This window comes from Micromonospora arida (assembly GCF_003857035.1).
GTDB lineage: Bacteria > Actinomycetota > Actinomycetes > Mycobacteriales > Micromonosporaceae > Micromonospora > Micromonospora arida.
Genome location: NZ_QGSY01000080.1, coordinates 19,142 through 43,766, shown reverse-complemented (window position 1 = coordinate 43,766; position 24,625 = coordinate 19,142). Strand labels below are relative to the sequence as shown.

The window sequence follows — 24,625 nt, the reverse complement described above, 5'->3', positions numbered from 1 at the left end:
GTGCGGGTGAACACTTCCGTAAGTGAGGGTAGTTCGTCCCGTTCTGTGTGGTAGCCAGGTTAACAATGACCCTACGATCGCCGGGTGGAGTGGGCGGTGGCGGTCGTGGTGGCCCTGGCGTTGGTGGCCGGGATGGCCGCCGGTCTTCTGCTGCCCCGGTTCCTGCCGAAGCGGGACGGTCACTCCACGTCGACGGGGAGCGTCCGCTTCCGCTGGAGCAGGGGGAGGCCCGCGATAGCCGACGAGCAGCAGGCCGGGCTCGGCCGCCGGACGATCGACTCACTCCGGGCCGGTGTCGTGGTTCTGGACAACGACGACGTCCCCGTGCTGATCAACCCGGCCGCCCGCGCGATGGGGCTGCTGCGTACCGGCAGCACCCCCGGCTCAATCGCCGCGCACCCGCTGATCCGTACCCTCGCCGGCCAGGTGCGACGCACCGGCGTGCGACGCGAGATCGAGCTGGACCTGCCCCGGGGTCGCGACAGCGCGGGGGAGAACCCGCTCGGCGTGCACCTGCGGGCGATGGGTCTCGGCAACGGCTTCGTCGCGGTCGAGGCGGTCGACGTGACCGAGTCGCACCGGCTGACCCGGGTACGACGCGACTTCGTGGCCAACGTGAGCCACGAGCTGAAGACCCCGATCGGGGCCCTGCAACTGCTCGCCGAGGCGTTGCTGGACGCGACCGAGCCGGCCGACGCCGCGGTACCCGACCTCTCCGAGGACCTGGTGGCCGCCCGCCGGTTCGCCGAACGGATCCAGCACGAGTCGACCCGGCTGGGTCGACTGGTGCAGGAGTTGCTGGAGCTGACCCGGTTGCAGGGGGCTGAGCCGCAGCCGCCACCGGAGCCGGTCGCGCTGGACTGGGTGATCGCCGAGGTGGTCGACCGGACCCGCACCACGGCCTCCGCCCGGGGTGTCGCGGTGACCGTGGACGGGGCGCGTGGTCTCACCGCGTACGGCAGCGACTCTCAACTCGCCACGGCGGTGGCGAACCTGGTGGAGAACGCCATCAACTACTCGGGGGAGGACACCACGGTGCGGGTGACCCTCCGCGGCGACGACGAGCACGTCGAGATCGCCGTCGCCGACCAGGGCATCGGTATCGCCCCCACCGACGTCGATCGGGTCTTCGAGCGGTTCTACCGGGCCGACCAGGCCCGCTCGCGTGCCACCGGCGGCACCGGGCTCGGTCTGGCGATCGTGAAACACATTGCGAGCAACCATGGCGGACGGGTCGAGGTGTCGAGCACTCTTGGTGGTGGATCGACGTTCACCCTCCGGCTGCCCGCCAGTCCACCGGATGACCTCCTGGCGACACTGCCGCCGGTTGGGATCGAGTCCGGTCCGACTGGGCTACGGCAGGTCTGACAGCAGATGGAAAGGAAATCCCCGTTGAGCCGCGTTCTCGTGGTCGAGGACGAGGAGTCGTTCTCCGACGCCTTGTCGTACATGCTCCGTAAGGAGGGCTTTGAGGTTTCGGTCGCCGCGACCGGCACCGACGCCCTCACCGAGTTCGACCGGACCGGCGCCGACATCGTGCTGCTCGACCTGATGTTGCCCGAGATGTCGGGGACCGAGGTCTGCCGGCAGTTGCGGCAGCGTTCCGCCGTGCCGATCATCATGGTCACCGCCCGGGACAGCGAGATCGACAAGGTGGTCGGGCTGGAGATCGGCGCCGACGACTACGTCACGAAGCCGTACTCGCCGCGGGAACTGGTCGCCCGGATCCGGGCGGTGCTGCGCCGGCAGAGCCCGGAGGTGGCCGAGGCGGGCGCGCCGACGCTGGCCGCCGGGCCGGTGCGGATGGACATCGAGCGGCACGTGGTGACCGTCGACGGCGGAGCCGTACAGCTGCCGCTGAAGGAATTCGAACTGCTGGAGCTGCTCCTGCGCAACGCGGGCCGGGTGCTCACCCGCGGTCAACTCATCGACCGGGTCTGGGGCGCCGACTACGTCGGTGACACCAAGACGCTGGACGTGCACGTCAAGCGGCTGCGCTCCAAGATCGAGCCGGAGCCGTCCGCGCCGCGCTTCATCGTGACCGTGCGGGGTCTGGGCTACAAGTTCGAGCCGTGATCGGCGTACCCGAAGGGGGTTTGCGCTCGGCGCAGGCCCCCTTCGGGCTGTTCCCGCTCGGTCAGCGGACGACCTTGATATTGAAGTTGGCGGTGTCGAGTCGACCGTAGAGCCGCAACCAGAGCGGCAGCAGCATCTCGGTGCCCCGCGCGGTGGAAAGGTCGCCGAGGTCGATCACGTCGGTGTGGCCGAAGCTGACGAGCAGCCCGCTGACGATCCGCTTGGCCTCCGCGTCGTCGCCGGAGACGAAGACACTGTGCGCACCTTCGGCGAGCTGATGTGGGCGCACCATCAGCTCGGCGCCGCTTGCGGCTTCGGCGAGGGTCGCCAGGCCGACCTCGGGGTGCTGCGCCGCCCAGTGGGCGTGGTCGCCGGCCCGGATGGCGCGACATCGCGGGTGCCGATGGTCACCTGATGACCCAACTCCGCCGTGCGGGCGGCGATGGCTCGACCGACCGAGCCGGTGCCGAGAACTGCGATACGCATGTCGATCGATCCTCCGTCGGGACATCGAGTCGGCTCGTGCCGATCGCAAGCAGGCTAACAGACAGGTCTGTCTACCACTGCCCCTTGTCGAGTCCCGGAGGTTTCGGCGTGCAGCCCGCTCTGGACGCCCGGAGGGGCGGCAGTGCGGTTGGCAGTCCTTTGGAGCTGATGTCACAAACGAGTCATCCGCCGTCACCGACCGGTGTCTTCCGCTGATGTCACAAGCGATTCAGCTCCAAAGCGCCCCGGACCCATGTCCCGCCCCTCGTCCGCGAGGCCGTCGCGAGGCCGTCGCAAGGTCGTCGTGCCACAGTCGCGCGGCCCTCGCGGGTGTCGCCGAAGCCGAGGGCGATGCCTCCGTAGACGAAGCCGTCTATAGGATCAGGGCTGTCATCAGCAGAACGAGGGAGCACCGATGCCCGCGCCCCGCACTCCGGCCGGCTCGGCCAGGGACCGGATCCTGGACACCGCGTTCCGGCTCTTCTACGCGCACGGGCCGCGCGGCGTGGGGGTGGACACGGTGATCGCCGAGTCGGGCGTGGCCAAGGCGACGCTCTACAAGCACTTCCCGCGCAAGGACGACCTCGTGCTGGCGTACCTCGATCGGGTCGACCAGGCGTGGTTCGGCGCGTTGCGGTCCGCGGCCCGGGATGCCGGCGACGAGCCACGCGACCAACTGGTTGGGATGTTCGACGCGCTGACCGGCGCCTGTCGCCGGGAGGGCTACCACGGCTGCGCGTTCATCAACACCGCAGCCGAGTCGTCCGCCGCCGGGCCGGTGCACGCCCGGACGGTCGAGCACAAGACCGTGGTCCGCGCCTGGGTGACCGAGCTGGCCCGCCAGGCCGGCGCGGCCGACCCGGAACTGCTCGCCCGGCAGCTCACCCTGCTGCTGGACGGCGGGCTCGCCGCCGGTGTGCTGGACGGCGACCCCCTGATCGCCGACGCGGCCCAGCGCAGCGCTCGCACGCTTGTCGACGAGGCCCTGCGATGAGCGACGGCCGCTGGAGTGCTACCAAGATCCGCTAGAGTTGGTCGGCGGGGTGCGGGGCGATCATGCCCTGCTTCGTCCGGGCCGCGCACAGCTCGGCCAGCCGCTCGTACGCGGCAGCACCGATCAGGGCGGTCAGCTCCGGGGAGTACGACAGGTACATCGGCTCGGCGCCGACATGCGCGTCCGTCGACGAGGTGCACCACCAGTCCAGGTCGTGCCCGCCGGCTCCCCAGCCCCGCCGGTCGAACTCGGACAGGGTGGAGACCAGCACCTTGGAGTTGTCCGGTCGCTTGACCCAGTCCTGATCGCGGCGGATCGGCAACTGCCAACAGACGTCCGGCTTGTATTCCAACGGGTGCACCCCGTCGCGCAGCGCCTGGGCGTGCAGGGCGCAGCCACCCCCACCGACGAAGTCGGCGTCGTTGAGGAACACGCACGGGCCCTCGGCGCCCTGAGTGGCGGTGCGGCGGGCCGGGTTCTTGCCGTCGATGGTGTCCTCGTCGGTCCAGTTCTTGAACCCGCGCCGGAAGTGCTGCCAGGTCTCCGGGGTGAGCCGCTTGACGGCGTTGCGGACCCGCTTCTCGTCGTCCGAGTCGGTGAAGAACGCCCCGTGCGAGCAGCAACCGTCGGAGGCCCGGCCAGCGATGATGCCGTGGCAGCCCTTGCCGAAGATGCAGGTCCAGCGGGAGAGCAGCCAGGTCAGGTCGGCCCGGATCAGGTGCGTCTCGTCGGCCGGGTCGGCGAACTCGATCCACTCCCGAGGGAAGTCCAGGGGCACCTCGCGACTGCGCGGGTCACCCGGGTCGTCCACCAGCACACGGAGCTCCATTGTCACTCGGCCCAGCGTACGCGCGGTCACGTCCGCAGGCCGGTGAGCCGCGCAAACGTGTTGCGCCTAGGGTCTTCACCATGCGACTGGGTGTCCTCGACGTCGGATCCAACACGGTGCACCTCCTCGTGGTGGACGCGCACCACGGCGCGCACCCGTGGCCGGCGCACTCCGAGAAGGTGGTGCTCCGGCTGGCCGAGCAGATCGGCCCCGACGGCGCGCTGACCGAGGCGGGCGCGGATGGCCTGGTCAAGGCGGTCGGCATGGCCAAGGCGGCGGCCACCGGGTTGGCGGCCGACGACCTGATCGCTTTCGCCACGTCCGCGGTGCGCGACGCCACCAACGCGGCCGAGGTGCTGGCCCGGGTCCGGGACGAGACCGGCGTACGCCTGGCGGTGCTGTCCGGGGCGGACGAGGCGCGGATGACGTTCCTGGCCGTACGGCGGTGGTTCGGCTGGTCGGCGGGCCGGCTGCTGGTGCTCGACATCGGTGGCGGCTCGTTGGAGATCGCCGCCGGCATCGACGAGGACCCGGACGTCGCGGTCTCCCTGCCACTCGGGGCCGGTCGACTGACCCGCGAGCGGCTGCGGGTCGATCCGGCCAGTGCGGCCCCGCCGTCGGCGGAGACGGTCGACAAGCTCCGGGAGTACGTGGACGGCCGGCTGGACAAGGTCGTCGACCAGATGACGGAGGTGGGCTGGGGGCGGGCGGTGGCCACCTCGAAGACGTTCCGCACCCTGGCCCGACTGGCCGGGGCGGCCCCGTCCGGTTCCGGGCTGTGGGTGCGACGCAGCCTGACCCGGGCCGGCCTGCGGCAGGTCATCGGCTTCATCCGACACATCCCACCGGCGCAGTTGATGGAGCTGGAGGGGGTCAGCGCGGGCCGGGCCCACCAGTTGCTGGCCGGTGCCGTGGTCGCCGAGGCGGTGATGCGCCGCCTGGATCTGGACTCGCTGGACATCTGCCCGTGGGCGCTGCGGGAGGGTGTCATCCTCCGCCGACTGGATCAACTGGAGCCGATCTGATCCGGCGGCCGTTTTCGGTCGGTTTGCCGGCGCTCGTCACGATGCCCCCGGCGCTGCCGGGCTACGCTGGCTGATGTGACTTCCCGCGTTCCCGTGCTCCTGTCCAGCTCGTCGGTCTTTCCCGAGCCGACCGCGGCGGCGTTCCAACTGGCCGCGGCGCTCGGCTACGACGGCGTCGAGGTGATGGTCTGGACCGACGTGGTCAGCCAGGACACGGGCGCGCTGCGCGGCCTCTCCACGCACTACGACGTGCCGGTGCTCTCGGTGCACGCGCCCTGCCTGCTGGTCACCCAGCGGGTGTGGAGCCCGGACCCGTGGGAGCGCCTGCGCAAGGCCGCCGAGCTGGCCGAGACGCTGGGCGCGCCGACCGTCGTGGTGCACCCACCGTTCACCTGGCAGCGCGACTACGCGCGCAACTTCGCCGAGGGTCTGGCCACCGTCGCGGACCGGTTCCCCGGGCTGCGTTTCGCGGTGGAGAACATGTACCCGGTGCGGATGGCGGGCCGGCAGTTCGTCCCGTACGTGCCCGGGTGGGATCCGACCGACGCCGGCTACGCGTCGTACACCCTGGATCTGTCGCACTGCGCGGCCTCGCACAGCGACCCGCTGGAGATGGCCGACCGGATGGGCGCCGGGCTGGCGCACGTGCACCTCGGTGACGGCACCGGTGAGGGCCGCGACGAGCACCTGGTGCCCGGGCGGGGCACCCAGCCCTGCGGGGAGCTGCTCTCCTCGCTGGCCGGCCGGGGTTTCACCGGGTCGGTGGCGGTGGAGGTCGCCACCCGGGGCGCGAAGAGCCGCGCGGTGCGCGAAGCGGACCTGCGCGCCGCGCTGGAGTTCGCCCGCCAGCACCTGACCGCGCCGTCACCGGTCGACGCCTGAGCCGTCCGCCCAGGACGGGCGGTGGCGGTTCAGCTGACCGCTGAGAGGGAATCGGCGGCGGAGGTCGGCTGCTGGGCGACCGTCACCTGCTCGCCGACCGCCGCCCGCTTGCGCGCGCGGTGCGCGGCGACGTGCGAGCGGGTGGCGCAGCGCTCCGAGCAGAACCGCCGGCAGCAGTTGGACGACGTGTCCAGGTAGACGTTGCCGCACCGCTCGTCGGCGCAGACCCCGAACCGGGCGCTGCCGTACTCGCACAGCCAGACCGACAGCCCCCAGGCCGCGCCGGCCAGATATTCGGCACTGACCGAGGCACCCCGACTGGTCACGTGCATGTGCCAGTCGCTGGAGTCGTGCCCGGAGATGCGCGGCTGCACCGGGAACGCCTCGAGCAGCGCGTTCAGCTCGGTGACCGCCTGGGCGTCCCGCCCCGAGGTGCCGTACTCGAAGACGTCGCGCAACCGTTTCTGCGCCCGGCGGAAAATCGCCACGTCCCGGTCCGCGACCTCGTCGCGCATCCAGGCGTTCTCGTCGGGGAAGAGGGCCCGCAGGTCGTCGAGGTCGTCCAGGCGGGCGTTGACCAGGTCAACGCCGGTCCGGGCGTACGCGTCGAAGTTCACGCCCCCAACGGTAGACGACTCAGCGGGTGCGCGGCGCGTCGATGTAGTGCGGCAGGAACCGCGCGTAGCCGTCGGTGATCAGACTCGCGCTCTCCCGCACACCCACGCCGGCCGACTCGCCGTCGACGATCCAGCTGCCCAGCACCATCCGGTTGCCGGCGAACTGCGGCAATGCCCGGAACTCCTGGTAGCACCAGCCCTCGTCGCCGTAGATCCCCGGGTTGGTGATCTCCTCATCGGCGGTGACGATGCGTACCGATCCGCCCTCGCGGCCGAGCAGTGGCTTGGCGACGTACTCCGGCATGCCGCGCGGCGAGTCGAGGTACGCCGGGAGCAGGTATTCGTGGCCGGGGTACAGCTCCCAGAGGACCGCGAGCAGCGCCTTGTTGGAGAGCAGCAGCTTCCAGGCCGGCTCGATCCAGGTGGTCGGGGTGCCCGGGGCCAGGGCCGCCGGCCCGTACGGCTCGGCCAGCATCCACTCCCACGGGTAGAGCTTGAAGCAGGTGGTCACCGGGTTGTCGTCGGCGTCGACGAAGCGTCGGCCGTCCCAGCCGATCTCCTGGATGGGTTGAAGTTCGACGCTCAGGCCGGCCTGCCGGGCGGTCTCGGCGAGGTAGCCGGCGGTCATGTGGTCCTCGCCGGACTCCTCCTCGTTCGACCAGAGCACGTGCACCCGGGGGTCGTGCAGCCCCGCCCCGATCTTGGCCCAGGCGCCGACCAGCCGCTCGTGCAGGCTGTTCCACTGGTCCAGCTCCGGCCGGGTCTGCTCCAGCCAGTACCACTGGATGATGCTCGCCTCGACCAACGCGGTGGGGGTGTCCGCGTTGTACTCCAACATCTTCGGAGGCCAGGTGCCGTCGTACGCGAGGTCGAAGCGCCCGTACAGGGTCGGTGGCGCCTCCCGCAGCGACCGGGCCACCGCCTCGGCCGCCCATTCCGGGATGCCGAACTCGGCGTACCGGCGCTGCGCCACCACGTGCTCGGCGGCGGCCACCGACATCCGGTGCAGTTCCTCGGTGGCCTCCTCCAGCCGCAGCACCTCGTCCAGGTCGAAGGCGTACGCGGCGGTCTCGTCCCAGTACGACATGATCCCGCCGTCGGGCAGCTCGGTGTCGACGTAGACCAGCCCTTGCGACCGGATGGTGGCGTCCCAGTCGGTGCGCGGCGTGACCGTCTCGCGGCGCACGTCAGCCGCCGCAGGCGGCGAGGTGGGTGCCGAATCCACCGCGTTCGGGCAGGGCGGCGGTGGTGGGCTCCGGGGCGGTGCGACCGGCGGCCGGGTCGGTGACCCGCATCGCCAGCGCGACGGTGTCGCCGCCGCCGACCGGCCCGAGGGCGCAGTCGTCGTCATCGTCGTCGTCCGAGGTCATGTTGCAGCCGGAGAGGGCGAGCGCGAGAGCGGTGAGCGCGCCGAGCTGCACGGAGGCCGAGCGGAGTCGGCGGCGGGGGCGTTGGTCCACGGCATCGTTGTAGCCGATCGACGCCACCGCCGCCGCCCCGCCCCCGGGCCGAGGTGGCCCGGCCGCCCCTCGGCGGGGTCCCTGGCAGGGGCGTTACGCTCGGCTCATGCTCCGTTCCGTCATCCTCGCCGCCTCCCGGTCATCCCAGGTCGAGCGGCTCGTCGCGACTGCCCCGTACACCCGGGACGTCGTCCGCCGGTTCGTCGCCGGCGCCGCCACAGACGACGCGTTGCGCGCGACCCGCGGGCTCGTCGACGACGGCCTCGCGGTCACCCTCGACCACCTCGGTGAGGACACTGTCCGCCCCGAGCAGGCCACCGCCACCCGGGACGAGTACCTCAAACTGCTGAAGATGCTCGGCGTCGCTGGGCTCACCCCGGCCGCCGAGGTGAGCGTGAAGCTCTCCGCCCTCGGCCAGATGTTCGACGAGCAGTTGGCGTACGACAACGCGCGGGCGATCTGCGCGGCGGCCGACGCGGCGGGCACCACTGTCACCCTGGACATGGAGGACCACACCACCACCGACTCGACGTTGGAGGTGCTGAGCCGGCTGCGCAAGGACTTCCCGTCGACCGGCGCGGTGCTCCAGGCGTACCTGCGGCGGACCGAGTCGGACTGCCGGGAGCTCTCCTCGGCCGGGTCGCGGGTGCGGCTGTGCAAGGGTGCCTACAAGGAGCCGGAGTCGGTGGCGTACCAGTCGGCCCGCGAGGTGGACAAGTCGTACGTGCGCTGCATGAACATCCTGATGTCCGGCGACGGTTACCCGATGCTGGCCACCCACGACCCGCGGATGATCGCCATCGGTGAGGACCGGGCCCGGTGGTTCGACCGGGGGCCGGAGCGCTTCGAGTTCCAGATGCTCTACGGCATCCGCCCGGAGGAGCAGGCCCGGTTGGCCGGCGAGGGCTACACCGTGCGCACCTACGTCCCGTACGGCGACGAGTGGTACGGCTACCTGATGCGCCGGCTCGCCGAGCGCCCCGCCAACCTGGTCTTCTTCGGCCGTGCCCTGATCTCCAAGAAGTAGTTCCTCCGGTTCGGCGAAACGGGCCGGCGGCGACCCCTCGGGTTGCTGCCGGCCCGTTTCCGGTATCCGGCTTGCCAACGTTGGCTAAGTAGCTTAGCTTTAAAGCTATGACAGCTAGCCAGGTGCGGCGGGACGGCGGACACATCGCGTACGAGGTGCAGGGCGAAGGGCCGTTGGTCGTCCTCGCGCACGGCATGGGTGAGAACAGGGCGAGCTTCCGGCACCTCGTGCCGCTACTGGTGGCCGCCGGTCACCGGGTCGCCTCGGTCGACGTCCGGGGGCACGGCGAGTCCAGCGCCGGCTGGCCCACGTACGCCCCAGCGGAGGTCGGCGCGGACCTGCTGGCCGTGGTCCGCGACCTCGACGCCGGTCCGGCCGTGCTGGTCGGCAGCTCGTCCGCCGCTGCGGCGGTGGTCTTCGCCGCCACCGACGCACCCGAGCTGGTCACCGGCATCGTGCAGATCGGCGCGTTCGTCGGTCAGCCGAAGCTCAACCCGCTGCTGCGGATGGCGATGTGGTCCGTGCTGCACAGCCCTCGACTGTTCGGGATGTTCCACAACACCCTGTTCCCGGTGCACCGACCCGCCGACGACGCCGCGTACCGCCGCTCGATGGTGGCCAACCTGCGCGAGCCCGGTCGGATGGCCGCGACGCGCGGTGTGATCGCACCGGCCGAGCCGCACTGGACCGCCCGCGCGCCGCAGGTGCGGCAACCGGTCCTGGTGCTGATGGGGTCCAAGGACCCGGACTTCCCCGACCCGGGAGCCGAGGCGCGGGCCGCCCGGCGGCTCTTCGGCACCGCCGAGGCCCGGATGATCGAGGAGTCCGGCCACTACCCGCACGCCGACCGGCCGCAACGCACCGCCGAGGAGCTGCTCGGCTTCCTGGCGGTGTGCGCCGGTGCCTAGGGTCGGCCTCAACCAGCAGACCGTCGTACGGGAGGCGGCCCGGCTGGCCGACGAGGTCGGCTTCCAGCAGCTCACCCTCGCCGCGCTCGCCAGCCGGCTCGGGGTGGCGCTGCCCAGCCTCTACAAGCACGTGCGGGGGGCGGACGCGTTGGCCCAGAAACTGGCCGCTCTGGCCACCGCCGAGCTGGCCACCGAGATGACCACCGCCGCCGTCGGCCGCTCCGGTGGCGACGCGCTCCGGGCCATGGCGGACGCCTACCGTGACTATGCCCTCCGACACCCCGGCCGTTACCCGGCCACGCAGCGGGTGCCAGACCCGGCCGACCCGGAACACGTCGAGGCGGGCGAACGCGCCGTCGGTGCCATCTTCGCGGTGCTGCGCGGGTACGGGCTCACCGGTGACGACGCCGTGGACGCGACCCGCGCGCTGCGCAGCGCCCTGCACGGCTTCGTGACCCTGGAGGCCGCGGGCGGCTTCGGTCTGCCCCGTGACGTCGATCGCTCGTACCACCAGTTGGTCGCGAGCATGGACATCTCGTTCCGCTCCTGGCCGCGCACCGGCGGGTGAGGGATCGGCCCGGGGCGGCCTCGCCGCATCCAGGTAGTGGTCGTACCCTTCGGCGGGTGATTGACGAGGTGCAGCAGCCAGCACCACGGCGGCTCTGGCCGCTGTGGACGGTGCTCGTGGTGGTCCTCCTGCTGCTGGGCTGCGGCCTGCCGGCGGCGCTCGTCGTCGGAGTGATCCGGGAGACAGGTTCACGCCCCACTGTCAGCCGGGTCGGCTCCTCGGCGGCCGACGACCCGGCCACCGCCGTGGCCCGCGCGCTGTCCGACCGGATCACCGCCCAGCTCCACCGGCAGTCCGCGGCACTCCTCGGCGGCGACCGCGCCGGGTTCCTCGCCGTCGCCGACCCCGCCGCCCACAACGACCTGCGCCGACGCTTCGCCGCGCTACGCGAGCTCAAGGTGACCGGCTGGCGGGCCGAGCCGAGTGGCCTGCCCGTGCCGATCATCGGCAAGCCCGGCGAGTGGCGGCTGCTGGTGCGCTTCCAGTACTGCTTCGTCACGCCGAACTGCCGACCCAGCCCGGTGCTGATCGGCACCCGGTGGCGGGAGAACGGCGACCAGCCCCGGATGGTCGCCATGGAGGAATCCAAGTCGGTGGAGACCGGCACCCGACCGTGGGAGATCAGCGACCTGGCGGTCGCCGTCGGCGCGCGGACCATCGTCGCCACCACCCCGGCCCTGCGCGGCAAGCTGCCCGGCCTGCTCGCACAGGCCGAGTCGGCGGCGAAGGTCGCCGACGGGTACGCGGTGACCGGCTCACCGCCGGACCGATACCGGATCTTCTACGCCGGGCGCACCGAGTGGCAGCGTTGGTACGGCGGGGAGCGCCCGGAATGGACCGGCGGTTACGCGGTCACCGTGGGCGGCGGTCACCACGAGGTGGTGCTCAACGCCGAAGGGCTCTCCAACAGCGGCACCGACGACCTGCTCCGGCACGAGCTGACCCACGCGGCGTCGTTGCCGGAGCGCGGCTACCCGGGCAAGCTCACCTGGTGGTTGGTCGAGGGCCTGGCCGAGTTCGCCGGTGCCGGCGGCCAGGCGGTCGACCGGTACGAGGGGATCGCCGACGTGCGCAAGATGGTCCGCGGCGGCTGGGACGGCAAGTTGGAGGGCGTCAACCCCGCCGACGATGCCTCCGCCGAACGGGTCGCCGGCAGCTACGGCATCGGCTACCTGGCCGTCCGGCACCTCGTCGACCGGTACGGACCGCTGCGGCTGCTCACCTTCTTCAAGACCGTGGTGCACGACGGCAGGACCATCGAAGCGGCCTCCGAGAAGGCGTTCGGTGAGCAGTGGTCGACGCTGCACGACGAGTGCGTGGCGTACGTCCGCGCCACCGCCGGCTGACGCAGCTCGCAGGCGGTGCGGCGGTGCGCCGTACCATCGATGGGTGCGCCGTCCCCAGTCGTCACGGCCCGCCAGCACCATGCGGCCCCGCCTGCTCATCGCCCTGACCGCCGTCGTCGTCCTCACCGCCACCACCGCCGCCTCCTGCGGCGACGAAGGCCCCGATCTCGCGCTGGCGTCGGCCGCCCGTAACCCGGTCACCGAGGTGATCGACGCACCCGCCACGGTGACCGCCCGCGCCGCCGCCACCCTCACCGCTCCCGCCGACGGCACCCTGGCCAGCTTGCGCGTCCAATCTGGACAGCGGGTCAAGCGCGGTCAGGTGCTGGCGGTGGTCGACTCGCCGAGCGCGCAACAGCGTCTCCGTCAGGCCAAGGAGGCGCTGGCCGCCGCGAAGCGCGCCGGCCGGGGTGTCGGAGCGGGCAGCCTGACCAGCAGCCGGCGCGGCACCGACAAGGCCGCCGACGAGGCGTTCGACGCGGCCCGGAAGGCCGCCGAGAAGATCGCCGACCCGCAACTGCGCGACGCGCTGCTCACCCAGGTGACGTCCGCGCAACGCCAGTACGCGGCCGCCGCGCGCAGCGCCGACCAGGCGGTCCGCGCGGTGCAGCGGGGGATCAACGGGTTGAGTTCCGCCGTCGGCGCGCTCTCCGCGGCGCAGCGGCTCCAGGCCCAGCAGGCGTACGACCTGGCGAAGGCGACAGTCGACGCGCTGACCCTGCGTGCTCCGATCGCGGGGGTGGTGCAGCCGGGCGGTACCCGGGCCGGCGGTGGCGCGAACGCTGGTCTGGCCGGGCTGTTGGAGCAGGCCGGTGGCGCTGGCCTCGACCCGTCCGTGCTGGCCCCCAGCCAGGGTGGGCCGCCGGCCGGCGTGGACGACGCCGTCGCGGTCGGTGGTCAGGTCACCGCCGGCACCCCGGTCCTGACCGTTGTGGACACCGGGCAGTTGGGTCTGCTCGCCGAGGTGGACGAGACCGACGTGCTGCTGGTCAAGGCCGGCGTGCCGGCCACCGTCGAGTTGGACGCCGTCACCGGCGCCAGCTACGACGCCACCGTCCGCTCGGTCGACGTGCTGCCCACCAACTCCGCGCAGGGCGGGGTCACCTACCGGGTCCGCCTGGCGTTGGGCGCCGGAAAGCTGGCCGAGGACGAGCCGGCCCCGACGCCCCGCCCCGGCATGAACGCGATCGTGCACCTGCGGGTACGTGAGGCCGTCGACGCGGTGACCGTCCCCGCGTCGGCGGTGTTCTCCGCCGACGGCCGGGACGCGGTCTGGGTGGTCCGGGACGGCAAGGCGGGCCGGGCGCCGGTGACCGTGGGCGTCCAGGGGTCCGACCTCGTGCAGATCCTCAACGGCGTGCAGCCCGGCGACCGGATCGTGGTGCGCGGCGCCGACCAGGTCCGCGACGGCCAGGAAGTCCGGTGACCGAGCCCGCCGTCGCAGATCGGCCGGCAGGGGAGCGGGTTCCGGCCATCGAGGCGGTGGACGTGTCCCGGACGTACCAGCTCGACGGGGTGTCGGTGGAGGCGCTGCGCGGGGTGTCGCTCACCGTGCAGCCGGGGGACTACGTGGCCCTGGTCGGCCCGTCCGGCTCGGGCAAGTCCACCCTCATGCACCTCCTCGGCGGGCTGGACCGCCCCACCGGTGGTCGCTTGGTGATCGGCGGGCGGGACGTCAACGCCCTCGCTCCACCGGAGATGGCGACCCTGCGCAACGAGACGATCGGCTTCGTCTTCCAGGCGTTCCACCTGTTGCCGCGTACCTCGGCGGTGGAGAACGTGGCGTTGCCCCTGGTCTACCGGGGGGTGTCGGCCCGCCAGCGGCGGGAGCGGGCGGCGGCGATGCTGGGCCGGGTCGGCCTCGGGCACCGGCTGGATCACCGGCCCAACCAGATGTCCGGCGGTGAGCAGCAGCGGGTGGCGATCGCCCGCGCGCTGGTCACCGAGCCGACGGTGCTGCTGGCCGACGAACCCACCGGCAACCTGGACAGCGTCACCGGCGCCGCTGTGCTGGAGCTGTTGGAACAACTGAACGCGGAGTCGGGGGTGGCGCTGGTGATGGTCACCCACGACCAGGAGGTGGCTGCCCGCGCCCACCGCCGGATCACCATGCGCGACGGGGTGGTCGTGGCGGACAGCGCCCACCCGCGCTCCGCTCATGATCGACCGCCGTCCGTTGATCACGGTCGACCTGCGACACTGGTCCCCGCTCCCAGCGCGGAGCCCCGGTCCGCGTCCGGAAGCGGTCCGGGGCACCCGTCCGGTGGCTCCGGTGGCGCCGCCGGAGCCACCGGGCGCCTTCCGCGCGAGGTTGAGCGGCCCGAGGCCCTCCCCCGCGACGCCGTCCCGGGCGATGCCGTTGCGCGCGAGGGCGGCGCGGGCGCGCGCGAGGTCGAGCGGCCCGGAGGTGCGGCGTGAGAGTCGCCGAGGCGTGGCGGGTGGCGCTGGACGCACTGCGGGCGAACCGGCTGCGTAGCGCGCTGACCATGCTCGGCGTGATCATCGGGGTGGCCTCGGTGGTGCTGCTGGTGGCCATCGGCACCGGCACCAAGCAGAAGGTCGAGCAACAGGTCGAGGGCCTCGGCTCCAACCTGCTGCTGGTCGTCCCCGGCCGGATCGAGGTGGGCAACGCGCCGGTCGTCTCGCCGCTGACCCTCAAGGACGTGGACGCCGTCACCCGGGTGGTCGGCGACCCGGATCGGGTGGCGGTCACCGTCGCCTCCGGGGCGACCGCGCGGGCCGGCGCCCGGTCCGACTTCACCACGGTGCAGGGCGTCCTGGAGACGACCCCGGCGGTGTTCACCCGCTCGCTGGCGCGGGGACGCTACCTCACCGGCACCGACGTGGACACCAGCCGCCGGGTGGCGGTGCTCGGTGACTCGGTCGCGCATGCGCTCTTCCCCGACCGGGACCCGCTCGGCCAGCAGGTGGCGCTGGCCGGGGTGCGGTTCCGGGTGATCGGAGTCTTCGCGCCCCTCGGGCAGAGCCTCGGCGTCGACCGGGACGACGAGGTGCACGTGCCGGTGACCGCCGCGCAACGACTCTGGGGCACCCAGCGGGTCGACGGTATCGCGGTGAAGGCACCGGACCGGGAGCGGATCGACGAGCTGGGCGAACGGATCGTCGCCGAGCTGAACCGCCGCCACCCGGACACCGAGTTCAGCGCCGTAACCCAGCAGCAGATCCTCGGCGTGCTCGGCGACATCCTCGGTGTCCTCACCGGCGTGCTGGCGGCCATCGCCGGCATCTCGCTGCTCGTCGGCGGTGTCGGCGTCTCCAACATCATGCTGGTCAGCGTCCGGGAGCGGACCCGGGAGATCGGGCTGCGCAAGGCCGTCGGCGCACGTCCCCGCGACATCGGCGTGCAGTTTTTGCTGGAGGCGGTGCTGCTCACCACGATCGGCGGGCTCACCGGGATGGCGCTGGGCGTGGGAACCGCCCTGCTGGTCGACGCGCTGTCGCCGATTCCGGCCGCGATCACCTGGTGGTCGTTGGCGCTCGCCTTCGGCGTGTCGGCGGTGGTGGGCATCGTCTTCGGGGTGGTTCCCGCGCAGCGCGCCGGCCGGCTCGACCCGGTGGTCGCGCTGCGCACCGAATGAGCAGCGCCGGAACAACCGGACGGCCGACGCGCACGGGCGGATACCGGGAGCACGGATCGGGTGAACCGGCCACCGAAGCATGATCAGTTGCAGGAAGGGATCGCGCCGGTCACAACCGTCCCGCTACCGTACTGGTAACACGCGCGTCGTCGGCCCGGCCCGGAGCATCCGTCGGGTTGGCACGCGCCGGGCATGGGATGGGTCGGTGAGCCATGGCCGGGTCACAGTCCGACGGACGGCTGTCGGAGGTCAAGTTCCTGACCGTTGCGGAGGTGGCGACGGTCATGCGGGTGTCAAAGATGACTGTCTATCGCCTGGTGCACAGCGGTGAGCTCACCGCCGTCCGGGTCGGCCGGTCGTTCCGGGTGCCCGAGCATGCGGTGCACGAATATCTCCGGGGCGCCTTTCAGGAGACCGCCTGAGCCACCGCCTCACCCTCCGATCGTCGGCTGACCGGCATCGGTGGGCGTGAGGAGTGAGCTCGCGCGCCCCGCGGTCGTGCGCCAGAGGCGGCCGCGACGGGGGCGCGTTGGTCCGGCTGACGCCCTGCGGCTACCCTGGAACCCGATCGAGACCCCACCGGTGCGCCCCGCCGCCGAGACTGGTCCGGTCCGTTGTCCGCAAGCGGTCGCCGTCGCCACCTGCGTGGTGTCATCCGGTCCGCCCCGCACGTTGTATCGAAAGGCTGTCGTATGGGCTCGGTGGTCAAGAAGCGCCGTAAGCGCATGGCTAAGAAGAAGCACCGCAAGCTGCTGCGCAAGACCCGCGTCCAGCGTCGCCGTCTCGGCAAGTGATCGCCGCCGGGCTCACCGGACAGGCCGGCGGCGCATGCTGCGCCGGAGCACTTCCGGCCCGTCCGAGCGCCCGGCGTTCGGCGTCACTTGCCAAACTGTCGACCTCCGGAGGCTCAGGTGATCAGGCCGTGGTCGTCCCGGCTCGGTCCATCCTGCCGGCATAGGTGCGTCAGATGACCCCCGGTGGCACCTCAGGTGCTCCGGGGGTCGTCGTCGTCACCGGAGTGGGCCGTTACCTGGGAGCCCACGTGGCGGCCCGACTGGCCGCCGACCCGCGCATCGAACGGGTCATCGGGGTCGACGCACCGGACTCCGGCATCGAGTTCACCGACCTGCTGGACCGGGTCGAACGGATCCGCGTCGACAACGGTTCCCTGGGTGGCCTCCTCGCCGACCTGGACGTCGACGCGGTGGTGCACCTCGCGCTTGTCACCTCACCCGACCCGCAGCACGGTGGCCGGTCCGGGATGAAGGACCAGAACGTCATCGGCAGCATGCAGATGCTCGCCGCCTGCCAGCGGGCACCCCGACTGCGCAAGCTCGTGGTCCGCTCGTCGACCGCCGCCTACGGGGTCTCGTTCCGGGATCCGGCGGTCTTCACCGAGGAGACCGAACCCCGCGAGGTGCCGCGTGGCGGTTTCGGCCGCGACATCCTCGACCTAGAGGGGTACGTGCGCGGCTTCCGCCGCCGTCGGTCCGACGTCACCGCCACGGTGTTGCGCTTCGCCCCGTTCATCGGCTCGACCGCAGACACCACGCTGACCCGCTACTTCTCGCAGCCGTTCGTGCCGACCGTCTTCGGCCGTGACCCCCGCCTGCAGTTCCTGCACTTCGACGACGCGTTGGAGGTGCTGCACCGGTCGATCGTGGAGGACCATCCCGGCACGTACAACGTCGCCGGCCCCGGGGTGCTGTCGCTGTCCCAGGCGATCCGACGCGCCGGACGGGTGGCCGTCCCGGTGCTGGAGCCGGGTTTGTCCGGGGCTGCCGCACTGGCCCGCACCATGGGCTTCGGCAGCTACGGCCTGGACCAGGTCGACCTCTTCGTGCACGGCCGGGTGGTCGACACCAGCCGGCTCGAGCAGGAGTACGGCTTCACGCCCCGGTCGACGGCCGAGGCGTTCGAGGACTTCATCCGGGCCCATCACGGTGGGGTGGTGGTCACCCGGGGTCAGTTGGCCGCCGCCGAGCAACTCGTCCTGGACGGCATCCGGCAGGTCCGCTCAGCGATCCGGGAGCGGTCATCGTGAGCGCGAGGAGTGAGCCGGTCTTGCGAGCCCCGCAGTCGCGAACCGAGGCGGCATCATGAGTGGGCCGGAGGAGGGGCGCGACCCGCAGTCGGTCGGGCGTTTCGACGTACCGCAGCAGGTGCCCGCGCCGGACGCGGAGCCGGCGCGGCGCAATGGACATCGACCGGCCGCGCAGGCCGCGCCGACCCCGACGGAACCGCCGGCCTCGATCACACCGCCGGCCTCAACTCCGACCCCGACCGCACCGCGCGCCTCAAGCGCATCGCCGACCGCGAAACCTGCCGACGAGGTCGACGCCGGGTTGACCGGCGGCACCGAGCCGGCGGTGTCGGACCGGCCCGGGGACCACTGGGACCGCAAGGTCGCGAACGGGTTGGCGTTCCTGCGCCGGCGGCTCTCCGGTGACTACGAGGTCGACGAGTTCGGTTTCGACTCGGAGTTGACCGACGCGGTCTTCCACCCGCTGCTGCGGCTGCTCTACCGGGACTGGTTCCGCACCGAGGTCAGTGGGGTGGAGCACGTCCCCGTGGACGGGCCCGCCCTGGTGGTCGGCAACCACTCCGGGACGGTGGCACTGGACGCCCTGATCCTCTCGGCGGCGCTGCACGACAAGCATCCCGCCCACCGCTACCTGCGGCTGCTCGGCGCCGACCTGGTCTTCCGGATGCCGGTGGTCTCCGAGTTGGCCCGCAAGACCGGCGGCACGGTGGCCTGCAACCCGGACGCCGAGCGGCTGCTCGGCGGCGGCGATCTGGTCGGTGTGTTCCCCGAGGGCTTCAAGGGCATCGGCAAGCTCTACGCCGACCGTTACAAGCTGCAACGCTTCGGGCGGGGCGGGTTCGTCTCGGCGGCGCTGCGCACCGGCACCCCGATCGTGCCCGTCGCCATCGTCGGCGGCGAGGAGATCTACCCGATGCTCGCCGACATCAAGCCCCTGGCGCGGCTGCTGAAGCTGCCCTACTTCCCGGTCACGCCGACGTTCCCGCTGCTCGGCCCGTTGGGCATGGTGCCGCTGCCCAGCAAGTGGCTGATCGAGTTCTGCCCGCCGATCCCCACCGCCCACCTGACCGACTCGGCGGACGATCCGCTGGTGGTCTTCAACCTCGCCGACCAGGTGCGGGAGACCATCCAACAGACCCTGCACACGCTGCTGGAACGACGGCCCGACCCGTTCGGCCCCTGAACCAGGCCGGCGCGACGCGTCGCGTGAAGTCAGCCGGCGCGACGGCGGCGCTGTAGGGCCAGGCCGGCGGTGACCGCGCCCGCGACCAGCCCGGCGGCCGCGGTCGACGGTACGGCGATCTTGGCCGCTCGACGGCCGGTGCGGAAGTCCCGCACCTCCCAGCCGTGCTGGCGGGCCTGTCGCAGCAGGGCGCCGTCCGGGTTGACGGCCACCGCCCGGCCCACCGCGTAGAGCAGCGGCAGGTCGTTCGCCGAATCGCTGTAGGCCGCGCAGCGGACCAGGTCGAGCCCCTCCACGGCGGCGAGCTGGGTGACCGCCTCAGCCTTGGCCGGCCCGTGCATCAGGTCACCCACCAACCGCCCGGTGTACGCCCCGTCCAGCACCTCGGCCACCGTGCCGATGGCACCGGTCAGGCCGAGCCGGGCGGCGATCACCCGGCCGATCTCGACGGGGGCGGCGCTGACCAGCCAGACCCGCTGACCGGCATCCAGGTGACGCTGAGCGAGCTGGTGGGTGCCGGCCCAGATCCGGGGGGCCATCATCTCGTCGAAGATCTCCTCGGCGAGGTGTTCGACCTCGGTGACCCGCCAGCCCTGGACGAAGGCCAGCGCCGCCTCCTTGGCCAGCGACATGTCACCGGCGTGCTCCCGGGCCAGCACCCGGAAGCGGAGCTGCTGCCAGGCGAATCGGGCCAGGTCGGCGGTTGTCACGTAGTTCCGGGAGGCGAGACCACGGGCGAACCAGTAGATCGACGCGCCCTGCATCATCGTGTTGTCCACGTCGAAGAACGCCGCGGCGGTCGGGTCGGGTGCGCTGACCGGGGCCAGGTCGGTCTCCGCCCAGGCCGCGGTGTGCCCCTCGGCGTCGGTGCTGACCGTCACCTTACGGCTACGCGCCACGCGAATCCCTTCCTCACCGGTACGACGGATGCTCCCCAGCGAGGGTATCCGCCGTAGACGGGCGACCGGCCGGGCACACAGCGAACTGTGGCGCGGTCGGTCGGACGTGCGGTATGGGGACGCGGGTCAGCGGGCCCCGGGGCAGGTGCTCGGGTTCGGCCCGAGGGCGTCGCTCGCGGTCGGTGCCGGCAGGCCGCAGGCGATCGCCGCACGCAGGTCGTCCGAGCGTTCCCGGATGCTGTCCAGCAACACCAGCGACCGCTGGGTCCGTTCCCGATCGACCCGGGTGCTCCCGTCGAGCAGACCGCGTACCGCCCGGCGCTGGCTCGACACGAAGGTGTTGAGAGTGTCCAGGCTGCCCGGCTCGGCCCGCTGCACAGCGGCCGAGGTCAGCAGGCGAACTCCCTGCCGGCTGTCGGCGTCCATGTCGTCGAGGACGGCGCTGTAGCCGATCCGGTCACCGCGCAGCTTGGCGGCTTCGCCGACTCTGGTCCGGGCGAAGTCCAGGAAGAGCTGGCCCCTGCTGATGTCGGAGCTGGCCAGAGCGAGCTGTGCCCGTTCGGTGGAGCGCTTCATGCCGTACAGCGCGTCACCGGGCACCGCGTTCTCGCTGGCGGCGGAGATCCCGGAGACGGCGATGGCCCCGGCGGCGATGCCGACCAGGATCGCGCCCCGGGCTCGGGCCCGCCGTGCGGTGACCGCCGGCAGCAGCCGCCCGCGGGTGGTCGTGGCGGCCGGTTCGCTGACCGCCGCTGGTGTGCTGCCCAGCCCTTCCCGCTCGGCGGTTGCGAGCAGCATCGCCCGCAGGCCGGTACGGAAGTCCTGGTCCACCTCGACAGCCGGGGGGTCGACGCTGAGCCGCTGACCCACTGCGACGAGCGGTGCCAGTTGGCCGTCCACCCGGGATCGCACGTGGTGTCGTCGAGCGCCGTTGGCCTCGTCGAGAAGCTGCGCGAAGCGCTCCGCGCGCCGGCGGGAGAAGAGGGTGTTGTCCACCGCAGGCACCTCCTCTCGCTGGTCACGGCCGGTCGGCCGCCGTCGTTGCCAGCGACCGGGCGGCAGTGTGACACCACGGAGGTGAGGTGCCGCCGGCATGCCGGTCGGACCTCGGTGACCCGGGCCTGCCGGGACATCCACCGGTCGCACCCGGAGAAACGCGGCGGACCGGGCACGGGTTACGGGCCTGACGGAGCGGAAATTACAGAAAGTGATGGTCATCACCGGGCGGGACCGACTTTGAGCTGCGCGGACGCTGATCGACGCCCGTCGGTCCCGCCGTAACAAACTACGGCTGGAAGCCGTCGGGCAGCAGCCGGGCCAGGGCGCGGACGGCGCGGTACTGGAGGGCCTTGATCGCTCCCTCGTTCTTGCCCATCGCGCGGGCCGTCTCGGCGACCGAGAAGCCCTGGAGGAAGCGGAGCACGATGCACTCCTGCTGCTCTGGGTTGAGCTGCTTCACCGCGGTGAGGAGCGCGACGTTGGTGATGTGCTCCACCACCGCCGCCTCCGGGCTGCCCTCCGGGCCGCGGTCCTCCCGGTCGGCGTCGAGCACGTCGCCGGTGGTGACCTCCAGCCGGTACCGGCCCGACTTGAAGTGGTCCGCGACGAGGTTGCGGGCGATCGTCACCAGCCAGGCGCCGAGGTCGCGGCCCTGCCAGGTGAAGCTGCCGATCCGCTTGAGCGCGCGCAGGAAGGTGTCCGAGGTGAGATCCTCGGCGAGTTGCCGGTTGCCGACCCGGAAGTAGACGAACCGGAAGACGGTGTCCACGTAACGGTCGTAGATCAGACCGAACGCCTCGGACTCGCCGGCCTGGGCCCGCTCGATCAGCGTCCAGACCTCGGTTGCCGGGTCGGACGGGTCCGGGCGGCTCGGGAAACCGGTCGGGGTGGTCGCGGTGGTGGCCGGCACCGCCGGGATCACCGCTGTCTCACCCGCCGCCGGGTCGGTGGTGACCGCCGGTGTGTCGCTTACCCGACGACCCTGCACAGGCATGGTGGGTCGGGACGGTACGGCGACCCGGCCGCCGGCCGGCTTCGCGTTTCCGCCGGGCACCGCGGGTCGCGGGGGCGGCTCGTTGTGGTGAGGCCGGCTGCGGATCCGCTGCGCCGCGCCGTCACCCCGCACGACGCCGCCGTGCTGTTCGTCCGATGGAGCACGGGCCGCCGGCCGCTCGTTGACGTGGGAGCGGGCGGGTTGACCGGTCAGGCCGACCGGGCGTTCCGCGTAACCGAAGGTGGTCACCGCGTTGCCCCCGTCCCGTCGGTCGCCGGGCGGGCCGGTCTGGGTCTCGTCGGGGCGGACCGACCGGGTGACCGGTCGGGCAGGACGGTCACGGGAGTTGCCGACGGGCGGCAAATCCCCTGGAGGTGCTGGTCCAATGCGCTCACAGGCACGGGGGCCTCCTCGGGCTGAGGGGTGTCGACTCACGGCAAATGGGGTGAGCCGACCCGAGTGATGATAGGGCCAACGTCACCCGCGCGTGGCAAGTCCGTTACACAAGGCGGAAGTATTTCCCGCTCCGCCGCACCGATGGCGGACCGGTTGTCCGTCGTGTGCGATTGACTTTCCGTCGGCCTGGTGTTCCAAGATGGATCCCCAGGTCGGAGGCGCGCCGCCCGTTCGGTTGACCCGCCGTGCCGGGCGGCCGGACGGGGGCCGCCGAACTGCCCATGGTCAGCGTCGCACGTCCCATCGACAGGACCTGATCGGATCGCCGGTGGCACACCGGACAGTCCTGTGAACGGGACTTTCGCGGTGTCGTCCTCCGGGCGTGCCCCAGTCATCGGGCGTGGCCCGTCGCCGTCCGCTGTGCCAGACTCGATCACCGTGCAGGACGCCTCGGAAAGCCCCGCGCCGAACCTCGCCGACCGCGTCCGCCGCGCGGCTCTCGACCGCGCCGGCCGACCCGCGCTGCACTGGCGTGAGCACACAGTGAGCTGGTCCGAACTGGACGCCGCGGTGGACGCCGCCGCCCGCGGCCTGTCCGCCGCCGCGCCACCCACCGACCCCGGCGGTACGCCGCCACGCGTCGCCATCGCGCTGCCCAACACACCGGACTTCGTGATCGCCTGGCTCGGCGCCCTCCGCGCCGGGCTGGTCACCGTGCCGGTCAACCCCGACCTCACCGCTCCGGAGCTACGGCACGTGCTGGCCGACTCCGGCGCGTCGGTGCTCATCGCCACCGACCACGTTCGAGGCCTGGTCGCCGACGTGGCCGCCGAGCTGCCCGCGCTCGCCTCGGTGCACGGCACGCCACCGACCGCCGAGGCGCCCGGAGCGGCACCCCGCCCTCGACGCGGCGGCGCCGACCTGGCTGTACTGCTCTACACCTCCGGCACCGAGGGGCGACCCAAGGGGGCGATGCTCTCGCACCAGGCGCTGCTCGCCAACCACGAACAGGTCGCGGAGATCGAACCGCCGGTGGTCGGGCCGACCGACACTGTTCTCCTGGCGTTGCCGCTGTTCCACGCGTACGGGCTCAACTCGGGGCTCGGCGCGGTCGTGCACCACGGCGCGACAGGTGTGCTGCTCGACGAGCCGGGCCCGACGGCGGGGCTGGACGAGATCGCGCGGCACCGGGTCAGCGTGCTGGTCGGCGTACCGTCGATGTTCCTGACCTGGGCCGGCGCGGCCACGGCCCGCGCGGCGACCGCGTCGGTGCGGGTGGCGGTCTGCGGCGCGGCACCGCTCGAACCCGCGGTCGCGGCGCGCTTCACGGAGGTCACCGGGCATCAGGTGCACATCGGGTACGGCCTCACCGAGACCGCGCCGGTGCTCACCTCCACCCTCGTCGGCGGCGTGGCCAAGCCGGGTTCGATCGGCCGGCCGCTGCCCGGGGTGCGGTTACGCCTGGTCGGCGCCGACGGGACGGACCTGTGGCGCGACGGGCTGGCCGTCCCCGCCGACGACGACCCGGACGAGCTGGACATCTCCGACGTGGCGCCAGGCACCGACCCGGGGCAGATCGTGGTGTCCGGCCCGAACCTCTTCACCGGCTACTGGCCTGACGGTCGGGGCGGCCCGGACACCGAGGGTTGGTGGGGCACCGGTGACATCGCGTACGCCGACGAGGACGGCGACCTCTTCCTGGTCGACCGGCTCGGCGAGTTGATCCTGGTCAACGGTTTCAACGTCTATCCGCACGAGGTCGAGCTGGTGCTCGCCGGGCACCCCGGGGTGATCGAGTCGGCGGTACTGGGTGTGCCGCACCCGCGGACCGGCGAGACTGTGCGGGCGTACGTGGTGCCGGTGCAGGGCCGACCGGTGACCAGCGAGGAGTTGCTCGCCCACTGCGCACGGAACCTGGCCCGGTTCAAGTGCCCGACCGCTGTCGAGTTCGTCGACGCCCTGCCGCACTCGGCGATCGGCAAGGTACGCAAGACCCAACTCCGGTCGGCGACGCCGACCGACCGCACGGAGGTAACCGATGGCCAGTGACGCCCGACTCGCCCTGATCACCCGACCCGGCTGCCACCTGTGCGACGACGCCAAGGCGGCGCTCGACCGGGTGGTCGCGGTCACCGGTGACAAGTGGGTCGAGTGGGACGTCACCGGCGACGAGGGGCTGGAGCGGGAGTACGGGGACCGGCTGCCGGTGGTGATGCTCGACGGCAAGGAGCACGGCTACTGGCGGGTCGAGGAGGACCGGCTGCTGCGGGACCTGACCACGCCGCAGCTCTGA

Annotated in this window: 27 protein-coding genes; 18 read left to right on the top strand and 9 right to left on the bottom strand. The window is 72.2% G+C overall.

Going from position 1 to position 24,625, the window contains the following annotated elements:
• Positions 1-84: 84 nt before the first annotated feature.
• Together DLJ58_RS02665 and DLJ58_RS02660 are read left to right on the top strand one after the other, a co-directional pair.
• Positions 85-1,368 carry a sensor histidine kinase gene (locus tag DLJ58_RS02665; RefSeq protein ID WP_124853682.1) on the top strand — a complete coding sequence of 428 codons (1,284 nt, stop codon included), beginning with the start codon at positions 85-87 and terminating at the stop codon, positions 1,366-1,368.
• Between the two features lie 24 nt (positions 1,369-1,392).
• Positions 1,393-2,076: a response regulator transcription factor gene (locus DLJ58_RS02660; RefSeq protein ID WP_030329696.1), complete on the top strand. Its 684-nt coding sequence runs from the start codon at positions 1,393-1,395 to the stop codon at positions 2,074-2,076.
• A gap of 61 nt (positions 2,077-2,137) precedes the next feature.
• Here DLJ58_RS02660 and DLJ58_RS34390 read toward each other — a convergent pair whose 3' ends face one another.
• Together DLJ58_RS34390 and DLJ58_RS34385 are read right to left on the bottom strand one after the other, a co-directional pair.
• Positions 2,138-2,368 carry an NAD(P)-binding domain-containing protein gene (locus DLJ58_RS34390; RefSeq protein WP_244218750.1) on the bottom strand — a complete coding sequence of 77 codons (231 nt, stop codon included), beginning with the start codon at positions 2,366-2,368 and terminating at the stop codon, positions 2,138-2,140.
• On the bottom strand, positions 2,368-2,562 hold the full coding sequence (locus DLJ58_RS34385) for an NAD(P)-binding domain-containing protein (protein WP_244218749.1): 195 nt from the start codon (positions 2,560-2,562) through the stop codon (positions 2,368-2,370). The genes DLJ58_RS34390 and DLJ58_RS34385 overlap by 1 nt, the downstream gene beginning before the upstream one ends.
• Positions 2,563-2,977: 415 nt before the next feature.
• Here DLJ58_RS34385 and DLJ58_RS02650 point away from each other — a divergent pair, with 415 nt between their 5' ends.
• Positions 2,978-3,556, top strand: a complete 579-nt coding sequence (locus DLJ58_RS02650; RefSeq protein WP_124853681.1) for a TetR/AcrR family transcriptional regulator — start codon at positions 2,978-2,980, stop codon at positions 3,554-3,556.
• A gap of 31 nt (positions 3,557-3,587) precedes the next feature.
• Here DLJ58_RS02650 and DLJ58_RS02645 read toward each other — a convergent pair whose 3' ends face one another.
• Positions 3,588-4,385 carry a DUF3109 family protein gene (locus DLJ58_RS02645; protein WP_124853689.1) on the bottom strand — a complete coding sequence of 266 codons (798 nt, stop codon included), beginning with the start codon at positions 4,383-4,385 and terminating at the stop codon, positions 3,588-3,590.
• 80 nt (positions 4,386-4,465) lie between these two features.
• Between DLJ58_RS02645 and DLJ58_RS02640 the strand changes: the two genes are divergently transcribed.
• Both DLJ58_RS02640 and DLJ58_RS02635 read left to right on the top strand, forming a co-directional pair.
• Positions 4,466-5,410 carry a Ppx/GppA phosphatase family protein gene (locus tag DLJ58_RS02640; RefSeq protein ID WP_124853680.1) on the top strand — a complete coding sequence of 315 codons (945 nt, stop codon included), beginning with the start codon at positions 4,466-4,468 and terminating at the stop codon, positions 5,408-5,410.
• Positions 5,411-5,485: 75 nt separating this feature from the next.
• On the top strand, positions 5,486-6,292 hold the full coding sequence (locus DLJ58_RS02635) for a sugar phosphate isomerase/epimerase family protein (RefSeq protein WP_124853679.1): 807 nt from the start codon (positions 5,486-5,488) through the stop codon (positions 6,290-6,292).
• 29 nt (positions 6,293-6,321) lie between these two features.
• On the opposite strand, the gene DLJ58_RS02630 is transcribed toward DLJ58_RS02635, so the two are convergent.
• Genes DLJ58_RS02630 through DLJ58_RS02620 form a run of 3 tightly spaced genes read right to left on the bottom strand, consistent with a single transcriptional unit; the run spans position 6,322 to position 8,369 of the window.
• Positions 6,322-6,909, bottom strand: coding sequence for a CGNR zinc finger domain-containing protein (locus DLJ58_RS02630; RefSeq protein ID WP_124853678.1), 588 nt, complete (start codon positions 6,907-6,909; stop codon positions 6,322-6,324).
• Between the two features lie 19 nt (positions 6,910-6,928).
• Positions 6,929-8,095 carry a glutathionylspermidine synthase family protein gene (locus DLJ58_RS02625; RefSeq protein WP_124853677.1) on the bottom strand — a complete coding sequence of 389 codons (1,167 nt, stop codon included), beginning with the start codon at positions 8,093-8,095 and terminating at the stop codon, positions 6,929-6,931.
• A 1-nt stretch (position 8,096) separates the two neighbouring features.
• On the bottom strand, positions 8,097-8,369 hold the full coding sequence (locus tag DLJ58_RS02620; protein ID WP_225855034.1) for a hypothetical protein: 273 nt from the start codon (positions 8,367-8,369) through the stop codon (positions 8,097-8,099).
• 106 nt (positions 8,370-8,475) lie between these two features.
• Here DLJ58_RS02620 and DLJ58_RS02615 point away from each other — a divergent pair, with 106 nt between their 5' ends.
• From DLJ58_RS02615 to DLJ58_RS02565, 11 genes are all read left to right on the top strand, one after another.
• Positions 8,476-9,396, top strand: a complete 921-nt coding sequence (locus tag DLJ58_RS02615) for a proline dehydrogenase family protein (RefSeq protein WP_124853676.1) — start codon at positions 8,476-8,478, stop codon at positions 9,394-9,396.
• Between the two features lie 107 nt (positions 9,397-9,503).
• Positions 9,504-10,304 carry an alpha/beta fold hydrolase gene (locus tag DLJ58_RS02610; RefSeq protein WP_124853675.1) on the top strand — a complete coding sequence of 267 codons (801 nt, stop codon included), beginning with the start codon at positions 9,504-9,506 and terminating at the stop codon, positions 10,302-10,304.
• Positions 10,297-10,872, top strand: a complete 576-nt coding sequence (locus DLJ58_RS02605) for a TetR/AcrR family transcriptional regulator (protein ID WP_124853674.1) — start codon at positions 10,297-10,299, stop codon at positions 10,870-10,872. Before DLJ58_RS02610 ends, DLJ58_RS02605 begins: the two co-directional genes overlap by 8 nt.
• 56 nt (positions 10,873-10,928) lie before the next feature.
• Complete coding sequence (locus DLJ58_RS02600; protein WP_124853673.1) at positions 10,929-12,218, top strand: hypothetical protein; 1,290 nt, start codon at positions 10,929-10,931, stop codon at positions 12,216-12,218.
• A 79-nt stretch (positions 12,219-12,297) separates the two neighbouring features.
• Positions 12,298-13,644 (top strand): efflux RND transporter periplasmic adaptor subunit, encoded by a 1,347-nt coding sequence (locus tag DLJ58_RS02595; protein ID WP_124853688.1) that lies wholly within the window; start codon positions 12,298-12,300, stop codon positions 13,642-13,644.
• Positions 13,641-14,636 carry an ABC transporter ATP-binding protein gene (locus DLJ58_RS02590; protein WP_425271289.1) on the top strand — a complete coding sequence of 332 codons (996 nt, stop codon included), beginning with the start codon at positions 13,641-13,643 and terminating at the stop codon, positions 14,634-14,636. Before DLJ58_RS02595 ends, DLJ58_RS02590 begins: the two co-directional genes overlap by 4 nt.
• Positions 14,633-15,817 carry an ABC transporter permease gene (locus DLJ58_RS02585; protein WP_124853672.1) on the top strand — a complete coding sequence of 395 codons (1,185 nt, stop codon included), beginning with the start codon at positions 14,633-14,635 and terminating at the stop codon, positions 15,815-15,817. Before DLJ58_RS02590 ends, DLJ58_RS02585 begins: the two co-directional genes overlap by 4 nt.
• A 212-nt stretch (positions 15,818-16,029) precedes the next feature.
• Complete coding sequence (locus DLJ58_RS02580; protein WP_007465625.1) at positions 16,030-16,239, top strand: helix-turn-helix domain-containing protein; 210 nt, start codon at positions 16,030-16,032, stop codon at positions 16,237-16,239.
• A 270-nt stretch (positions 16,240-16,509) separates the two neighbouring features.
• Positions 16,510-16,611, top strand: coding sequence for a 30S ribosomal protein bS22 (locus tag DLJ58_RS02575; RefSeq protein WP_007465623.1), 102 nt, complete (start codon positions 16,510-16,512; stop codon positions 16,609-16,611).
• Positions 16,612-16,784: 173 nt separating this feature from the next.
• Positions 16,785-17,861, top strand: coding sequence for an NAD-dependent epimerase/dehydratase family protein (locus DLJ58_RS02570; protein ID WP_124853671.1), 1,077 nt, complete (start codon positions 16,785-16,787; stop codon positions 17,859-17,861).
• A 301-nt stretch (positions 17,862-18,162) separates the two neighbouring features.
• Positions 18,163-19,044, top strand: coding sequence for a lysophospholipid acyltransferase family protein (locus tag DLJ58_RS02565; protein ID WP_112584240.1), 882 nt, complete (start codon positions 18,163-18,165; stop codon positions 19,042-19,044).
• A 29-nt stretch (positions 19,045-19,073) separates the two neighbouring features.
• Here DLJ58_RS02565 and DLJ58_RS02560 read toward each other — a convergent pair whose 3' ends face one another.
• The 3 genes from DLJ58_RS02560 to DLJ58_RS02550 all read right to left on the bottom strand — a co-directional run bounded on the left by DLJ58_RS02560 (position 19,074) and on the right by DLJ58_RS02550 (position 22,185).
• Complete coding sequence (locus DLJ58_RS02560) at positions 19,074-19,943, bottom strand: HAD family hydrolase (protein ID WP_124853670.1); 870 nt, start codon at positions 19,941-19,943, stop codon at positions 19,074-19,076.
• Positions 19,944-20,069: 126 nt separating this feature from the next.
• Positions 20,070-20,939, bottom strand: a complete 870-nt coding sequence (locus DLJ58_RS02555; protein ID WP_091402724.1) for a DUF5667 domain-containing protein — start codon at positions 20,937-20,939, stop codon at positions 20,070-20,072.
• 289 nt (positions 20,940-21,228) lie between these two features.
• Positions 21,229-22,185 carry an ECF subfamily RNA polymerase sigma factor, BldN family gene (locus tag DLJ58_RS02550; protein ID WP_091403551.1) on the bottom strand — a complete coding sequence of 319 codons (957 nt, stop codon included), beginning with the start codon at positions 22,183-22,185 and terminating at the stop codon, positions 21,229-21,231.
• A gap of 585 nt (positions 22,186-22,770) precedes the next feature.
• Here DLJ58_RS02550 and DLJ58_RS02545 point away from each other — a divergent pair.
• Together DLJ58_RS02545 and DLJ58_RS02540 are read left to right on the top strand one after the other, a co-directional pair.
• Positions 22,771-24,381, top strand: a complete 1,611-nt coding sequence (locus tag DLJ58_RS02545) for an AMP-binding protein (RefSeq protein ID WP_208740810.1) — start codon at positions 22,771-22,773, stop codon at positions 24,379-24,381.
• Positions 24,371-24,625, top strand: coding sequence for a glutaredoxin family protein (locus tag DLJ58_RS02540; protein WP_030490173.1), 255 nt, complete (start codon positions 24,371-24,373; stop codon positions 24,623-24,625). The genes DLJ58_RS02545 and DLJ58_RS02540 overlap by 11 nt, the downstream gene beginning before the upstream one ends.

Bases quoted from the DNA above. Each gene is read 5' to 3' on its own strand.
- DLJ58_RS34390 (WP_244218750.1), bottom strand. From the start codon at position 2,368: ATGGTGCGCCCACATCAGCTCGCCGAAGGTGCGCACAGTGTCTTCGTC.
- DLJ58_RS34385 (WP_244218749.1), bottom strand. From the start codon at position 2,562: ATGCGTATCGCAGTTCTCGGCACCGGCTCGGTCGGTCGAGCCATCGCC.
- DLJ58_RS02650 (WP_124853681.1), top strand. From the start codon at position 2,978: ATGCCCGCGCCCCGCACTCCGGCCGGCTCGGCCAGGGACCGGATCCTG.
- DLJ58_RS02645 (WP_124853689.1), bottom strand. From the start codon at position 4,385: ATGGAGCTCCGTGTGCTGGTGGACGACCCGGGTGACCCGCGCAGTCGC.
- DLJ58_RS02640 (WP_124853680.1), top strand. From the start codon at position 4,466: ATGCGACTGGGTGTCCTCGACGTCGGATCCAACACGGTGCACCTCCTC.
- DLJ58_RS02615 (WP_124853676.1), top strand. From the start codon at position 8,476: ATGCTCCGTTCCGTCATCCTCGCCGCCTCCCGGTCATCCCAGGTCGAG.
- DLJ58_RS02610 (WP_124853675.1), top strand. From the start codon at position 9,504: ATGACAGCTAGCCAGGTGCGGCGGGACGGCGGACACATCGCGTACGAG.
- DLJ58_RS02595 (WP_124853688.1), top strand. From the start codon at position 12,298: ATGCGGCCCCGCCTGCTCATCGCCCTGACCGCCGTCGTCGTCCTCACC.
- DLJ58_RS02580 (WP_007465625.1), top strand. From the start codon at position 16,030: ATGGCCGGGTCACAGTCCGACGGACGGCTGTCGGAGGTCAAGTTCCTG.
- DLJ58_RS02575 (WP_007465623.1), top strand. From the start codon at position 16,510: ATGGGCTCGGTGGTCAAGAAGCGCCGTAAGCGCATGGCTAAGAAGAAG.
- DLJ58_RS02570 (WP_124853671.1), top strand. From the start codon at position 16,785: ATGACCCCCGGTGGCACCTCAGGTGCTCCGGGGGTCGTCGTCGTCACC.
- DLJ58_RS02540 (WP_030490173.1), top strand. From the start codon at position 24,371: ATGGCCAGTGACGCCCGACTCGCCCTGATCACCCGACCCGGCTGCCAC.